This is a genomic window from Marinobacter sp. KM021, assembly GCF_050707965.1.
GTDB classification, from domain to species: Bacteria; Pseudomonadota; Gammaproteobacteria; order Pseudomonadales; family Oleiphilaceae; genus Marinobacter; species Marinobacter shengliensis.
Map to the genome: position 1 here is coordinate 3,345,915 of NZ_CP136129.1, position 15,750 is coordinate 3,361,664.

Consider the following 15,750-nt stretch of genomic DNA (forward strand, 5'->3'; position numbering starts at 1 on the left):
CGACAGTCGCTAGAGCGCAAGGCAGTTGGACAATGGATGACAACTTCGAGAATCTGAAGATTATGGTGATTGACGACAGCAAAACCATTCGTCGCACCGCAGAAACCCTTCTCAAAAAGGTCGGTTGTGAGGTCATCACCGCCACTGACGGCTTTGACGCTCTGGCCAAGATTGCCGATTCCCAGCCGGACATCATTTTTGTTGATATCATGATGCCCCGACTGGATGGCTACCAGACCTGCGCACTTATCAAGAACAATTCCTCTTTCAAAAAGACGCCGGTTATCATGCTCTCGAGCAAGGACGGCCTTTTCGACAAGGCAAAAGGTCGCATCGTTGGCTCGGACCAGTATCTGACCAAACCGTTCAGCAAGGATGAGCTGCTCAATACTATTCGCCAGTACATTCCACAGGCGCAACAGTAAACCTGCTGACACCAGTAATTATCGAGGAAAACATGGCCCGCATTCTGATTGTTGACGACTCGCCAACAGAAGTTAAAAAGATTTCCACTATCCTGGAAAAACACAAGCACGAAGTGCTGACCGCCGACAACGGTGCGGACGGCGTGGCCAAAGCCCGCGCAGAAACCCCGGACCTGGTTCTGATGGACGTGGTCATGCCTGGCCTCAATGGCTTTCAGGCCACCCGCCAGCTGACCCGCGCGCCAGAAACTGCGTCCATTCCGGTTGTGATTGTCACCACCAAGGATCAGGAAACCGACCGCGTGTGGGGAACCCGCCAGGGCGCCAAGGGTTACCTGGTCAAGCCGGTTAACGAAGATGACCTGATCAAAACAATCAACAGCCTGATTGCCTGATCCCTAACCGTGGAGTAAGCATGTCCGCCCAGGCCGCCCCTTTCGCCGTTCTGACGGATATCGCCCAGCGCAGCCGGTCATTAGCCGCCGGCCTTCCGGAACAACAGGAAGCCGTTGAACTCTGGAACGGCATCGGTTTTGTTCTGGCGGGTGAGCGCTATGTCGCACCCATGGGTGAAGTCACCGAAATCCTGCACGTCCCCCGGTTTACTCATATCCCGGGGGTTCGCTCGTTTTTGATGGGTGCTGCCAATGTTCGCGGCCGCCTTCTGCCCCTGGTTGATCTCGCTGGCTTCTTCGATGTTCCCCGATCCTCCCGCAGTATGCGCGAGCGTCGGGTTCTGGTCATTGAGGAAGGCGACGTATTCAGCGGCCTGGTGGTCGATTCCGTGCTGGGCATGCAGTACTTTGCAAAAGACAGTTTCAGGGCGACTCCCGAGGGAGTACCCGACAGCATTCGTCCGTTCGTAACCGGTGGTTATGAGCGCAACGAGGAGGTCTGGAAAGTGTTCTCTGCCGCCGATCTGGTGGAAGATGAGCGTTTTCTCGATGTCGCACAGTGGTAAGGGTGTGAGCACTGGCAGGAACATCACCCTGACCGTCTGAAACCCGTTACAAAAACTTGCCATTTCCAGAAAGAAAGAGGCCGGGAGCCAGAAAATGAAAAACAGAGCCGGAAGACTCAGCATGGGACAGGGGGGCAACAGACTGGTTGCCGGCCTGATCGCTGCGCTGATTGCACTCACCGTCCTGCTCGTTGTGGTCCTGTTCATTATTAACAGGGATAGCCAGAACGACCAGGAATACATCGCCAACACCGCCGAAATGCGGGTGCTCTCCCAGGAGATCGCGAAGAACGCCACCGAGGCCGCCGGCGGTACCGCCGAAGCCTTTGACCAGCTTCGTCGCTCCCGGGATGACTTCCAGCAGCTCTGGTCATTCGTCTCAGAAGGTAATCCGGCCACCGGCCTGCCTGCCAGTGAAATGGCCCAGCAGAGTGGCGTTCAGCAGAACTGGAACACGGTTCGGGACAACGCCGACAGCATCCTGTCTACCCGGGATGCGGTACTTGGCCTGCACGAAGTAGCCCGGACCCTGAACGAAACCATTCCCCAGTTGCAGGTGGAGTACGATGACATCGTACAGATCCTGCTGGACAACAACGCTCCGGCGGAGCAGATCGCCCTGGCCCAGCGCCAGTCGCTGCTGGCAGAGCGTATCGTGCGTTCTGTCAACAACGTACTGTCCGGTGACGAAGACGCGGTTATCGCCGCTGACCGTTTCGGCCGTGACGCCAGCCTGTTTGGCCGGGTACTGGACGGTCAGCTTAACGGCAACCCCGCCATGGGCATCTCCAGGGTAGCCGATGAAGACGCCATCTACGGCCTGGAGGCGGTAGACGAGCTGTTCGAATTCGTTTCCCAGAACGTTGATGCGATCCTTGAAGCCTCTCCCGACCTCTTCAAGGTTCGTACCGCTGCCAGTGACATCTTCCAGAACTCCGAGATCCTGCTGTCTGAGCTCTCCGTTCTGGCCGACGGTTTTGCCCGTCAGTCCAGCTCCCGCTTCATCAGCCCGACCCTGGCCTTCTTCCTGCTGGCAGCCATGGTGGCGATCGTGGTCATCATCGGTGTGGCTCTGTATCGCGATGCCCAGGCTCGACTGTCTGCGACTCAGGAGCAGAATGAACAGAACCAGAACGCGATCCTGCGACTGCTGGACGAACTCGCCGACCTGGCGGATGGTGACCTGACCACCGAGGCCACGGTAACCGAGGACTTCACCGGCGCCATCGCGGACTCCATCAACTACGCGATCGACCAGATGCGTGGGCTGGTACAGGCGATTCGTGGCACGGCGGTACGGGTAGCGTCAGCCGCCCAGGAAACCCAGGCCACGGCCATGCACCTGGCCGATGCTTCCGAGCACCAGGCCCAGGAAATTGCCGGCGCCTCTGCCGCGGTGAACGAGATGGCGGTGTCCATCGACCAGGTATCCTCGAACGCCGCCGAATCCTCTGCGGTTGCGGAGCGGTCAGTTGCGATCGCGAAGAAAGGCGCGGAAGTGGTGCAGAACACCATCCGCGGCATGGACAACATCCGCGAGCAGATTCAGGAAACCTCCAAGCGGATCAAGCGTCTGGGTGAATCTTCCCAGGAAATCGGCGACATCGTATCGCTGATCAACGACATCGCCGACCAGACCAACATCCTGTCCCTGAACGCCGCCATCCAGGCCTCCATGGCCGGTGACGCTGGCCGGGGCTTCGCGGTGGTTGCGGACGAAGTTCAGCGCCTGGCGGAACGCTCCTCTGCGGCAACCAAGCAGATTGAAGCGCTGGTTAAGACGATCCAGTCGGATACCAACGAAGCGGTAATCTCCATGGAGCACACCACCGCCGAGGTGGTCCGGGGTGCCCGACTGGCCCAGGACGCGGGTATCGCCCTCGAGGAAATCGAGAATGTATCCATGTCTCTGGCGGAACTGATCCAGAACATCTCCAACGCGGCCCGCCAGCAGTCGTCCTCTGCGGCGCACATTTCCAACACGATGAACGTCATCCAGGAAATCACCTCGCAGACCTCGTCCGGTACCAACGCAACCGCGAAGTCTATCGGTAACCTGGCCGAGATGGCGTCTGAACTGCGGTCCTCCGTTGCCGGCTTCACCCTGCCAGACGAAGAGCTTGCAGATCAGGAGCAAGAGGAAGACAACGACGTTCCGGTGGTCAGCTGATCACCGGCCCGGGGCGAATGACGGTTTATGGCTCAGATGCATAACCAACTGTCACCCGCCGAAGGCATTTGGGCACTGCGCCGACTCCCGGATATGGATGAGGCGCAGTTCAGCCAGTGGCAGACCCTGCTGGAGCATCGCACCGGCATCACCCTGACGGCCGAACGCCGTTCGTTCCTGGAAACCAATCTGGGTATACGAATGCGGGAAATCGGCTGCAGCAGCTATCAGGCCTATTACGAGAAAATCGTTAACGGCCCGGATGCCGTCAGGGAATGGGCAACACTGGTTGATCGTCTGACGGTTCAGGAAACCCGGTTTTTCCGGGACCCTGACGCCTTCCGGCTGGTTGCAGACTATGTTCTGACCCGCCCCCGGGAACAGTTCAGAAAACGTGCCCTGGAAGCCTGGAGTGTTGGCTGTTCAACCGGCGAAGAGCCCTACACCCTGGCGATGATCCTCAATGAATGCATGGGGCAGTTGGCACTGCAGCCCCTGTTTGGCGTCACTGGCTCTGACATCAGCCTGCCCGCCATCGAAAAGGCACGCCAGGGCCAGTTCAATGCCCGCAAATTGCTGGGCATGGACGAAGACATGAAAGCCCGGTATTTCCGTCCATCAGAACGGAATACCGTTGAGATTGTGAACAGCATCCGTGACCGCGTCTGTTTTACCAGGCTCAATGTCCTGGACCTGGACAAGGCACCGATGCACGGCATGAACATTATCTTCTGCCAGAACCTGCTGATTTACTTCCGCCGCTGGCGCCGGCGGGAAATTGTCAAACGGCTAGCAGAGCGTCTGGCACCGGGGGGGTTACTGGTGCTTGGCCAGGGTGAACTGACCGACTGGCAGCCACCGGGCCTGCAGAGGCTTCCCTCGGAACATGTGCTGGCGTGGATCAAACGTCAGTCCGACGAAGAATAACCGGAGTGGTTATGGGCAATCACCATGACAGTATCGCCCTCGACTGGGTTCGGGGCGAAATACAGGACACGCTGACCCAGGGCCAGCATGCACTTGAAGCGTACGTCGATAATCGTGACGATACCGCGCGCCTGCGCTTCTGCCTGAACTACCTCCATCAGGTACACGGTACCCTGCAGATGGTGGAACTCTACGGTGCAGCCTTGCTGACCGAAGAGATGGAAAAGCTGACCCAGGCCATCCTGAACGAAACCGTCACCAATGTTGACGAAGCCGTTGATGTCCTCATGCAGGCCATCCTGCAGCTGCCCCAGTACCTCGAACACCTCGGCAGCAGTCGTGACGATTTTCCGATGGTGTTGCTGCCGCTACTGAACGATCTCCGGGCCGCCCGGGGCGAAGCCCTGCTGTCAGACACCTCACTGTTCAAGCCGGATCTCAGCCCATCCCGGATCCGGGTAAGCAGCAAAGTCTCCGAACGACTGCATGACCCCAAGGTTCTCGGCCATCTGCGCAAGCTGCGGCAGATGTACCAGTTTGCCCTTGCCGGCGTGGTCCGGGAGGCCGACCTGGCCGCCCATTTCGATTACATGCAAAAGGTCATCCAGCGCCTGATCCGCCTGTGCCAGAAAACACCCCGCGGTGAACTCTGGAAAGCCGCCAGCGCCTTTGTCGAGACCCTTCGGGCCAACGTGAACCCGGTCAATACCGCAGTTAAATCCCTGTTACGGGAACTGGACGCCGAGATTCGACGGCTGACCGACGAGCACGCCGATATTCTGCAGCAACCAGTACCGGAAGCCCTGTTCAAGCACCTGCTGTATTACGTGGCCCGGGCCCGTGACCTGGACAGCCCGCAGGTCAATGCACTCCGGGACGCCTATCAGCTAACCAGCGCGTTGCCATCCGAAGACGACGTTGACGCTGCCCGCACTCGCGTGTCCGGCCCGGGCCGCGATGCCATTCATTCTGTTGTCAGCGCCCTGAACGAGGAGCTGGCCCGCCTGAAAGATCAGCTCGATCTGTTCGTGCGCGCCGAACTGCGTCAGAACACCGAGCTTGACGAGCTACTACCGGGCCTTCGCCAGGTTGCCAACACCCTGGCCGTTCTGGGCCTCGGCATTCCCCGCAAGGTGGTGACCGAACAGGTTGAACTGGTCGAAAAACTGTGTGGCCAGGCCGAGCCCGCCGACGATGGCACGCTGATGGACATCGCCGGGGCACTGCTCTATGTCGAAGCCAGCCTTGCCGGCCTGGACAGTGACCGGCGGACTGACGTTGAGTCGGGCAGCCAGGATGGCGAACGCCCCAACATGGGCAGTCTCGAGTTGGGCGACGCCAGTGAAGCCCTGCTCCGGGAGTCGCGCAACACCCTCGAGCAGGTCAAGTCGGCCATCGTCAACTTCATTGCCTCGCAATGGGATACCCGCGAAATCGACCATGTTCCCGGCCTGTTGCACAGCATCCGCGGCGGGCTGAGCCTGGTACCCCTGGATCGCGTGGCAGACATGCTGGCCTCGGCCGAGCGTTACGTTTCCGATGTCCTGCTGAGCAACAAACAGGTGCCTGACTGGAAACAGCTGGACACCCTGGCCGATGCCGTCACCAGTATCGAGTACTATCTGGAGCGCCTGGCGGAAGGCATCAGCGATAACGACTCCATTCTGAGAGTGGCCGAAGACAGCCTGGCAGGGCTGGGTTTCCCGGTAGGACAGGAGCCAACCTGGAACCTCGACCAGCAGGCGTCCGAACCCACCTCCGTGCCGACTGTGGAAGTTCAGGAGCCGGGCGAGACGCCAGATGTGGCCAAGGCATCGGATGACGAGCTGGTCGATGACGAAATTCTGGGCATTTTCGTGGAGGAGGCCGAAGAGGTTCTCCAGACCATCCATGAATTCTACCCCCGCCTGCGCCAGAGCCACGACGATCGTGAGGCACTGACCGAAGTGCGCCGGGCGTTCCATACGCTTAAAGGCAGTGGCCGTCTGGTAGGGGCTTCCAGTATCGGCGAACTGGCCTGGTCGGTAGAGAACCTGCTGAACCGGGTGATCGATCAGACCATCAAGCCCGGTGACGACCTGTTTGCGCTGGTCGACGAAGTTAACAGCCGAATTCCATCACTGATTAACGAATTCAGGGATGGCCACAGCAGCGGTGACGTTGCCGAATTGATCGAGCGGGCCGAAGCCCTGGCCACTACTCGCCGGGCCGAGGCAGACGAAGCCCCCGCACCAGCAGAGCAGCCTGAGACCAGTTCTGTTCCCGAATCTGCGCAACCGGATGAGTCTCTGTCGGAAGAGATTGCACAGCCGGCCGCCACCGACGCCGGTGACAGTGATGACCTGATCGACGATGAGATTCTGGAAATCTTCATCGAAGAAGCCGGGGAAGTGCTCGACACCATCTGCGAATACCTGCCGATGCTGTTGCGCCAGCACGACGACCGCACCGCCCTGGCGGAAGTGCGCCGCGCCTACCACACCCTGAAGGGCAGTGGCCGGATGGTGGGTGCCGAGGTGATCGGCGAACTGGCCTGGTCTGTGGAAAACATGCTCAACCGGGTTATCGACGGCAGCATTTTCATGAACGACGACGTAGCCCAACTTGTACAGGACGTGACCGATGCCGTCCCGGCGCTGGTGTCTGACTTCGAGCAACGTCGCCCCGCCAGCGTCGATACCTCGGTCATGCAGGCCCGGGCAACCGCCCTGGCCAACGGCGAGATTCCGGACGCCACCTCCATGCCCCCGGCGGAAGCCGAGATAGGTGATGAAGGCCAGACAGCCCAGGATACCGGTCTGGAACACGCCGAGCCGGAATTCGATGCGGTCGCCGGTGAACCAGATCAGGACGTCGATCCCGTTCTTCTTGAGATTTTCGAGAACGAGACCGAAACCCATCTGCAAACCCTCAAGGATTATCTGGTCGCAGCCGGTGACAAGACTTCGGCTGCCTACACCGATGACCTTTCCCGGGCCCTCCACACCCTCAAGGGCAGCGCCCATACCGCCGGTATCGGCCCGATTGCCGAGGTTATTACGCCGCTGGAACGCTTTGTTAAAGAGTCCAGGGCCCAGAACAAACGTGCGGACCGGGACGTTCTGGAGCTGATCGAACAGGCCAGCCGCTATCTGACCGAGGGCCTGGCCCAACTCAGGAGCAACCCGCAAGGGTCGCTCGAGGGTACCGATGAATACCTGGCAAGACTGCAACAGATCAGCCAGCAAACCCTGCTTTCACATGCCATGTCTGACGACCAGCAGCAGTCTGAGCAGGCGCCGACGCAACTGGTTCAGCTGTTCCTCGGTGAAGGTCTGGACATTGTTCTGGACGCAGAATCGATCCTCGACGACTGGGCACAGCACCCGGAGCGCACAGACTCACTGGCCACCTTGCGTGAGGAACTGGAACAACTGACCCGGGGAGCCTCGGATGCCGGTCTGACAGACGTAGCCAACCTGGCCGCTGCCCTGACCCGCACCTACACCGCGGTCGCAGAAAACCAGCTGACACCGGGCGACGACTTCTTCGCCACTGTTCGCCCAGCCCAGGAACAACTGATCAACCTGATGGATCAAGTGGCTGCCGGTCTCGCCACCGAACCCAGCGACGGTTTGATCGAAGAGCTCGACGAACTGGCCAGCGCATCATCGCAAGCCAGTCAGGAACCAAGCGAATTCGACCAGCAGTTCACCGAGGATCTGGAAGAAATCGACCTCAGCCTCGAACTGGAAGAGCTGGACCAGGGCGCGCCCGAATCCACCGGGAGCGAGCAGCCACCGCTGCCGGAACTGTCCTCGGATGACAGCGATATTGACGAGGAACTGGCGGAAATCTTCCTCGAGGAAGCCCGCGACCTGATCAACAGCACCGCCGATGCCTTGCAGAGCTGGAGCGAAGATACCGGCAACCTGGACATCCTGCGACTGCTGCAGCGTGACCTGCATACCCTCAAGGGCGGAGCACGGCTTGCCGACATCCCCTCGGTAGGCGACCTGTCCCATGAACTTGAAAACCTGTTCGAGGGGCTGACCGAGCAGAAGTTTGCCGTCACCGACACACTGTCTGATCTGCTGTTCCGCTGCCATGACCGTCTGGCAGGCATGGTAGAAGCCCTGGAAACCCAGGAGCCACCACGGCCGGCACCGGATCTTATTGCCGAGATCCACGCCTACATCGATACCGCGCGGGGCTCACGGCCGGTCACCGACGTCAGCCTCTCTGACACCGCAGAGGTGTCCGAAGACCAGGAGCTGCCGCTGCCGGAGGCCGACGAGGCACCCGAAGAGACCACTGCGGAAGACGAATTACAGGCCACAGACCTTTCACACCTTGATCCTGAGTTGGTAGGCATTTTCCTCGAGGAAGCCTATGACCTGATCAACTCCACCGGCAGTTCGTTACATGCCTGGAGCGAAGATCCATCGGATCGTGAAGTTGCCGCTGTCCTGCAACGGGAAGTACACACCCTCAAGGGTGGCGCCCGCATGGCCGGTGTCGACGCCATCGGTGACCTGACTCACGTGCTGGAAGACCTTTTCGAGAAAGTGGCGGAAGGCCAGCTCGACGCCAGCGGCGAAATGACCGACCTGCTGTTTGCCTGCCACGATCGTCTGGCTCAGATGGTTGAACAGGTCGCCACCCAGAAGCCCTGCCCGCCGGCCGATGAATTGGTTCAGCAGGTGGAAGCGATTCTGCGGGGCGAGACCCCGGCGCCAGTACAAACCTTACCTGCCGAAGAGGTGAAGGAGACGGAAGAGCCAGGCGCCGAGGACCGGAGCCCTGAAGCCATCGCCGAGCCCGGCACTGATAACCATGAAGATCCTACAGGTGCGCTGGCAGCAGCCTCCGACGACGACCTGATCGGCATTTTCCTGGACGAAGGCCTGGAGATCCACGAAGCCATCACCGAATGCCTCGACCAGTGGCGTGAAGAACCGGACGAACTGGCCGGCATCACCCGATTGCAGCAGGAACTGCATACCCTCAAGGGTGGCGCCCGCCTGTCTGATGTCGACCCGATTGCCGACCTTGCCGAGGCCTGGTCGGACGCGCTGGATACGCTGGTCTCCGGTGGTAACGATCAGCAAGGTCTGCTGACGCTCAGCGACCGGGCCCTGGCTAGCCTCAAGTCCATGCTCGATACCATTGAAGCAGGCCAGAAACCGAAGCCTGCCAGCGACCTGATTGCCGACTTCCAGGCCGCCGGCCAGGTTTCCGACGACCTGGCGGAGGCCCCGGAGGCATCCACCGAGGCCGACTCGGAAGTGGTCGATCCGGAAGTGTTGGAGATCTTCCTGGAGGAAGCCGGCGAGATCATGGACCAGCTTGAGCAGCTGCTGGATGACTGGCGCAAAGAGCCGGCCAACCATCATTTCAACCAGGAAGCGCAGCGCGCCCTGCACACCCTCAAGGGTGGTGCCCGGTTGTCGCAACTTAGCGAACTGGGTGACAAAGCCCACGCTTTTGAAACCCGCTTGATTGATTTGGGTGGAAACGCTCCGGACGACAGCCAGTGGCAGGCGATTACCGAAGACCACGACGCTATTATTGGTTTGGTGTCGGCTATCCGCACTCGCTTTGAGTCGGGTGCACCGGTTATTGCACCGTCACAGACACAGCCCGATTCAACGCAGCCAGAGCCGGCATCTGAGCCGCCAGACGAGGTACCGGCCCCGCAACCAGAAACGCCCGCCAAACCGACCCCGGAGCAGCCCAAGCCAGCAAAAGCAGCGGCCAAGATCCGTAACAAGGCGGCCGAAGCCCAGCGAGCGGCCCAGGAAACCATCCGGGTGTCTGCGCCATTGCTGGACGAACTGGTTAACCTGGCCGGCGAGACCAGTATTACCCGGGGCCGCCTGGAGCAGCAGACCAGCGATTTCAGCCACACCCTGGATGAAATGGCCGCCACCATCGAACGTTTGCGTGAACAGCTGCGCCGGATGGATATCGAGACAGAGGCCCAGATTCTGTTCCGGGCGGAACAGGAACACGGCCCAGACTACGGCGACGACTTCGATCCGCTGGAGATGGACCGTTACTCATCCATCCAGCAGCTGTCCCGGGCACTGTCCGAGTCATCCTCTGACCTTGCCGACCTGAGGGAAACCCTGGCCGACCGGGTACGGGATACCGAAACTCTGCTGGTACAGCAGTCCCGGATCAACACGGAACTCCAGGAGGGTCTGATGAAGACCCGGATGATTCCGTTCGCCTCGATGGTGCCACGCCTGCGCCGTATCGTGCGCCAGATCAGCGGCGAGCTGGGCAAGAAAGTGGACTTTGATGTTCGCAACGCCGAAGGCGAAATGGACCGCAATATTCTGGAGCGCATGATCGCGCCCCTGGAACACATGCTGCGTAACGCCCTGGACCACGGCATTGAAACTCCGGAAGAACGCAAGAAAGCCGGCAAGCCCGCCACCGGTGAAGTTGTCCTGTCGCTGACCCGTGAAGGCGGCGATGTGGTACTGCGTATGATGGACGACGGCAAGGGCATTCCTGCCGACGTGATCCGCGACAAAGCCGTCCGTCAGGGGCTGATGCGGGCCGATGAAGAGCTGTCAGAGCGGGAAATCCTGCAGTTTATCCTGCAGCCCGGCTTCTCCACCGCCCAACAAGTTACCCAGATCTCTGGCCGTGGTGTGGGTATGGATGTGGTCGGCAGCGAGATCAAGCAACTGGGCGGCAGCCTGGATATTGACTCGGCCCTGGGCCGCGGCACCACCTTTACCGTGCGCCTGCCGTTTACCGTGTCGGTCAACCGCGCCCTGATGGTAGCTACCGGCGAAGACTTCTATGCCATCCCGCTCAACACCATTGAAGGTATCGTGCGGGTCAGCACCTACGAGCTGGAAGAGTATTACAAGCCGGATGCCCCCATGTACGAATACGCCGGCCAGCAATACCGCCTGCAGTATCTGGGCAGCCTGCTTAACAGCGATCACCATCCGAAACTGCAGGGCCAGGCATTGCCGTTACCGGTGATTCTGGTGCGCGGGGCTGAACAGCCCATGGCCTTGCAGGTGGACCACCTGATGGGCAGCCGGGAAATCGTTGTTAAATCCCTGGGGCCGCAGTTCAGTACCGTGCGCGGTGTGTCCGGTGCCACCATTCTGGGTGACGGTAACGTGGTGGTGATTCTTGACCTGCCAGCGATGATCCGTTCCGACATTCTGTCTGAACGGCAGCGCCTGGCCAACCTCGAGAAAGCCCGGGAAACCAGCCGCTACGAAGAGAAGATCACCACGGTTATGGTGGTGGACGACTCGGTAACCGTGCGCAAGGTTACCTCCCGCTTGCTGGAACGAAACGGCATGGAAGTCATCACCGCGAAGGACGGTCTGGATGCAGTGGCCCAGCTTCAGGATCATCGCCCGGACATCATTTTGCTGGACATCGAAATGCCCCGGATGGATGGTTTCGAGGTGGCCAGTTTCGTGCGCCACGACGACAACCTGAAGGAAACACCGATCTGCATGATCACCTCCCGAACCGGAGAGAAACACCGCGAACGGGCACTGTCGATCGGGGTCAACGAGTATCTGGGCAAGCCGTTCCAGGAAGCCGAACTGCTTGACACCATCAAGCGGTTGACCGGGAATCAGTGATGGCCGGCCAATCTGGCCGGCCCGGGGTCGGGATTGTTTCCGATGTGGTCCTGCAACGCCACCGGTTGCAGGCCGCCACCGGTAAATTCGGCCTGGAAGTGTCATTTTCCGGCGATCCGTCCCGACTGATGGACTATCCGGAATTCCCGGATGCATGCCTGTGGCTGGTCACCCTGGAAGACGAGGCTGACCATCCAGCGCTGTTTGATCATTTGCTGGAAAATACCGACGCCCCGGTACTTTTCGGGGTTGATCAGGCGCCTAAACCCGGCAGTACTGACTATTTCCGTTGGGAACGACGGCTGGTGGACAAGCTGGAACAACAACTTGGCCACCTGGAGACACTGGACACCGCCAGTGATCTGGAAGAATTGGTGGAGACCACACCGGCGCCTCATTCGGCACCGGAACTGCCTCATTGGATTGCTCCGGCAGCGCCAGGCTCATTGGCCGAGGATGTCTGGGTGCTGGGCGCTTCCCTGGGCGGACCCGCTGCCGTCAAAACGTTTCTGGACAATCTGCCACCAGGGTTGCCGGTGGGTTTTGTGTACGCTCAACATATTGATGGCAACTTCACTGAGGTACTGACCCGGGTTCTGGGCCGGCATGCCCACTACCAGCTCAAACGGGCGGAAGAAGGCTACCGGGTAAGAAACGGTGATGTGGTGCTGATGCCCGTTGAACGGGAATGGACGTTCGACACCCAGGGCCAACTGACAGAACGCAACACGCCTTGGCCTGGACCCTATGGCCCGTCCATCGACCAGGTCTTGCTTAACGTTGCCGATTACTACGGCAAGCGTTGCCATGCCATCCTGTTTTCCGGCATGGGCAATGATGGCGCCATCGCAGCGCCCATGCTCAAAGCCTACGGCAGCCGCATCTGGGTGCAGGAAAGCAAGAGTTGCGGTAACAGTTCGATGCCGGATTCGGTCGCCGCTACCGGCTGCAGCAGCTTCTGCGGCACACCGGAGCAACTGGCGAAGGAACTGGTGAAAACCATTGAGAACAACTGCCTGCTCAAAAACCGGCAGAAACGGGATTCCGCCTGAGGTAACACGTCATGAAAGAGAACAGCCAGTCCCTCTCCTGTGTCATGATTCCGGTCAGCGACCGGCAACTATTGCTACCCAACGTGTCGATCGCGGAAGTGGTGGATTTTAACAGTACCGACGCCGGCGCCAGTACCCCGGAATGGCTGGTGGGCTTCCTGGACTGGCGCGGCCTGACACTGCCAGTCATATCCTATGACGCAGCCAACGGCGGAACCCTGACCGTACCCGGAGACAACCGGGGCAGAATCATTGTGCTCAACACCATCGGTGACAGCCATCAGCAGGCCCCGTTCATGGCGCTGGTCACCCAGGGCATTCCCAGCCAGGCCCGACTGGTGGAAGAGCAGATCCGAAAACTGGACGGCGAAGCTGGACCGGCCGATCTCATGCAGGTGGAAGTCGACGGCGAAGCCGCCTGGATTCCCAACCTCGAGTACCTGGAGTCACTGGCGATAACCGCCAGGCACTGATGACCACCCGGTCACAGCCGTAGCAGTACTGCCTGCAAATGTTATAATGTTGCAAACTTTGCAGGATCCAGACTATGCCGGAACGCGCGCTTCCTTATCGCCCGCACAACCACGAGGCCTGTGTCAGCCAGGCCCTGGCGGATGCCCGGGCCATTTGCCGACAACAGAATGCCCGCCTCACCCCCATCCGTGAGCGGGTTCTGGAATTGATCTGGCAATCTCACAAGCCTCTCGGGGCCTACGACATTCTCGCCATGCTGGGCACCGAGGGCCATAACGCCGCCCCACCCACCGTGTACCGGGCCCTGGATTTCCTGTTGCAATACGGTCTGGTGCACCGGATTGCCTCCCTGAACGCATTTACCGGCTGCACCCATGCCGGTGAACACCACCGGGGCACTTTCCTGATCTGCCGAGAATGCGGAAACGTACTTGAGCTGGACGCACCGGACGTCACTCGCGCGGTAGAAACCGCGGCGGCTGACGTAGCCTTCCGGCCCGAAGAAATCACCATGGAAGTGGCCGGTCGTTGCCCCCGGTGCCAGGGAGAACCCGGCCATGCCTGATGCCCTGGTGCGCCTGCATCAGCTGACCGTACAGTTCGACGACCGCCCGGTGGTGGACCGTGTTGAGATGGCGGTTCGCAGGGGCGACATCATCACCATTATCGGTCCCAATGGTGCCGGGAAGACCACCCTGATCAAAGCCGTTCTGGGTATCCAGAAGCCCAGCTCTGGCAAGGTCTCGCTGGCCAACAGCCTGGTCATTGGCTATGTGCCCCAGCACCTGTCACTGGAAGCGACCCTGCCCCTGAGCGTACGCCGGTTCATGCTGTTGAGCGGCCGCTCCGACGCAGAATGCGAAGCCGCGCTGGAGCGCACCGGTGTCCGGCACCTGCTGGATGCCTCGGTGCATCACCTGTCAGGCGGCGAAAAACAGCGTTTGTTGCTGGCTCGGGCACTGGCACGGCGACCGGACCTTCTGGTGCTGGACGAACCCGCCCAGGGTGTGGATATCAACGGCCAGGCGGCCCTGTATGACCTGATCCGCCAACTCCGTGATGAGCTGAATTGCGGTGTGATCATGATTTCCCACGACTTGCACCTGGTCATGGCCGCCACCGACAAGGTCATATGCCTGAACCAGCACGTGTGTTGCAGCGGTTACCCGGCCGACATTTCTCACGACCCCGCGTTCATCGAGACCTTTGGCCACCAGGTGGCAGAATCTCTCGCAGTCTATCATCACAATCACAACCACCGTCATAACCTGCACGGTGACATTGTGACCAGCACAGACGTTCAGGGAGCCTGTGACCATGAGCATCATTGATTCTGTGCTCGGGGATTTTTTCTGGCGGGCACTGCTGGGTGGACTGGGTGTTGCCCTGGTGGCCGGCCCCCTGGGCTGCTTCGTAGTCTGGCGGCGAATGGCGTATTTTGGCGACACCCTGGCCCATTCCGCGTTACTTGGCATCACCCTGAGTTTCCTGATCAGCGTTCCAATGAACCTGGGCGTCGTCATCACCTGCGTCACCATCGCCGTCGCTCTGGTGTTGCTCTCGCGCACCCGGGCTTTGGCCACCGACACCTTGCTGGGCATTCTCGCCCACAGCGCCCTGGCCATCGGCCTGGTCTCCCTGAGCTTCATGCCGGATGTGCGGGTTGACCTGACTGGCCTGCTGTTCGGTGACCTGCTGGCCATGAGCCGCCAGGACCTGCTTTGGATCTACGGCGGCGCGGCTTTCGTGTTGACACTGCTGGCGATGCTCTGGCGCGGGCTGTTGATGAGCACCATCCACGAGGAGCTGGCCCGGGTGGAGGGAATACCTGTGGAGCGTTTGCGGTTGGCGCTGATGCTGATGTTCTCCCTGGTGATTGCCGTGGCGATGAAGATTGTCGGGGTCCTGCTGATTACCGCCCTGTTGATCATTCCTGCGGCCACCGCCAGGCGCCTGGCCAAAAATCCAGAACACATGATGGCACTGGCGGTGGTGTTCGGCTTTATCGCCGTGACCGGCGGCCTGACGCTGTCCTGGCACCTGGATTCTCCAGCCGGGCCGTCGGTGGTAGTGACCGCCTTCCTGGCTTTTCTGCTGGTGTACGGTACCGCCCGGAACGCCAGCCGATAAC

Annotated in this window: 11 protein-coding genes; all 11 read left to right on the top strand. The window is 60.2% G+C overall.

Going from position 1 to position 15,750, the window contains the following annotated elements; genetic code table 11:
* The first annotated feature begins 32 nt into the window (after positions 1 to 32).
* Positions 33 to 425 carry a twitching motility response regulator PilG gene (pilG, locus tag RVM24_RS15675; protein WP_058090780.1) on the top strand — a complete coding sequence of 131 codons (393 nt, stop codon included), beginning with the start codon at positions 33 to 35 and terminating at the stop codon, positions 423 to 425.
* 32 nt (positions 426 to 457) lie between these two features.
* Entirely contained in the window at positions 458 to 820 is a 363-nt protein-coding gene (pilH, locus tag RVM24_RS15680; protein ID WP_011787171.1) for a twitching motility response regulator PilH, read from the top strand.
* Between the two features lie 20 nt (positions 821 to 840).
* A complete protein-coding gene (locus RVM24_RS15685; protein ID WP_061331966.1) occupies positions 841 to 1,386 on the top strand; it encodes a chemotaxis protein CheW in 546 nt (181 codons plus the stop codon).
* Between the two features lie 94 nt (positions 1,387 to 1,480).
* Positions 1,481 to 3,556 (top strand): methyl-accepting chemotaxis protein, encoded by a 2,076-nt coding sequence (locus tag RVM24_RS15690; RefSeq protein ID WP_230715101.1) that lies wholly within the window; start codon positions 1,481 to 1,483, stop codon positions 3,554 to 3,556.
* Between the two features lie 27 nt (positions 3,557 to 3,583).
* The gene (locus RVM24_RS15695) at positions 3,584 to 4,483 is read left to right on the top strand and encodes a CheR family methyltransferase (RefSeq protein WP_061331967.1); all 900 of its coding nucleotides are present in this window, start codon (positions 3,584 to 3,586) and stop codon (positions 4,481 to 4,483) included.
* An 11-nt stretch (positions 4,484 to 4,494) separates the two neighbouring features.
* The gene (locus RVM24_RS15700; RefSeq protein ID WP_431474337.1) at positions 4,495 to 12,093 is read left to right on the top strand and encodes an Hpt domain-containing protein; all 7,599 of its coding nucleotides are present in this window, start codon (positions 4,495 to 4,497) and stop codon (positions 12,091 to 12,093) included.
* A complete protein-coding gene (locus tag RVM24_RS15705) occupies positions 12,093 to 13,145 on the top strand; it encodes a chemotaxis protein CheB (RefSeq protein ID WP_230715098.1) in 1,053 nt (350 codons plus the stop codon). Before RVM24_RS15700 ends, RVM24_RS15705 begins: the two co-directional genes overlap by 1 nt.
* A gap of 11 nt (positions 13,146 to 13,156) precedes the next feature.
* Positions 13,157 to 13,618, top strand: a complete 462-nt coding sequence (locus RVM24_RS15710; protein WP_061331970.1) for a chemotaxis protein CheW — start codon at positions 13,157 to 13,159, stop codon at positions 13,616 to 13,618.
* Positions 13,619 to 13,692: 74 nt separating this feature from the next.
* Entirely contained in the window at positions 13,693 to 14,184 is a 492-nt protein-coding gene (locus RVM24_RS15715; protein ID WP_286921390.1) for a Fur family transcriptional regulator, read from the top strand.
* Positions 14,177 to 14,950, top strand: a complete 774-nt coding sequence (gene znuC, locus RVM24_RS15720) for a zinc ABC transporter ATP-binding protein ZnuC (protein ID WP_431474338.1) — start codon at positions 14,177 to 14,179, stop codon at positions 14,948 to 14,950. The genes RVM24_RS15715 and znuC overlap by 8 nt, the downstream gene beginning before the upstream one ends.
* Entirely contained in the window at positions 14,937 to 15,749 is an 813-nt protein-coding gene (locus tag RVM24_RS15725; protein WP_286921391.1) for an iron chelate uptake ABC transporter family permease subunit, read from the top strand. Before znuC ends, RVM24_RS15725 begins: the two co-directional genes overlap by 14 nt.
* Position 15,750: the final 1 nt, after the last annotated feature.

Bases quoted from the DNA above. Each gene is read 5' to 3' on its own strand.
- pilG (WP_058090780.1), top strand. From the start codon at position 33: ATGGATGACAACTTCGAGAATCTGAAGATTATGGTGATTGACGACAGC.
- pilH (WP_011787171.1), top strand. From the start codon at position 458: ATGGCCCGCATTCTGATTGTTGACGACTCGCCAACAGAAGTTAAAAAG.
- RVM24_RS15685 (WP_061331966.1), top strand. From the start codon at position 841: ATGTCCGCCCAGGCCGCCCCTTTCGCCGTTCTGACGGATATCGCCCAG.
- RVM24_RS15690 (WP_230715101.1), top strand. From the start codon at position 1,481: ATGAAAAACAGAGCCGGAAGACTCAGCATGGGACAGGGGGGCAACAGA.
- RVM24_RS15695 (WP_061331967.1), top strand. From the start codon at position 3,584: ATGGCTCAGATGCATAACCAACTGTCACCCGCCGAAGGCATTTGGGCA.
- RVM24_RS15700 (WP_431474337.1), top strand. From the start codon at position 4,495: ATGGGCAATCACCATGACAGTATCGCCCTCGACTGGGTTCGGGGCGAA.
- RVM24_RS15705 (WP_230715098.1), top strand. From the start codon at position 12,093: ATGGCCGGCCAATCTGGCCGGCCCGGGGTCGGGATTGTTTCCGATGTG.
- RVM24_RS15710 (WP_061331970.1), top strand. From the start codon at position 13,157: ATGAAAGAGAACAGCCAGTCCCTCTCCTGTGTCATGATTCCGGTCAGC.
- RVM24_RS15715 (WP_286921390.1), top strand. From the start codon at position 13,693: ATGCCGGAACGCGCGCTTCCTTATCGCCCGCACAACCACGAGGCCTGT.
- znuC (WP_431474338.1), top strand. From the start codon at position 14,177: ATGCCTGATGCCCTGGTGCGCCTGCATCAGCTGACCGTACAGTTCGAC.
- RVM24_RS15725 (WP_286921391.1), top strand. From the start codon at position 14,937: ATGAGCATCATTGATTCTGTGCTCGGGGATTTTTTCTGGCGGGCACTG.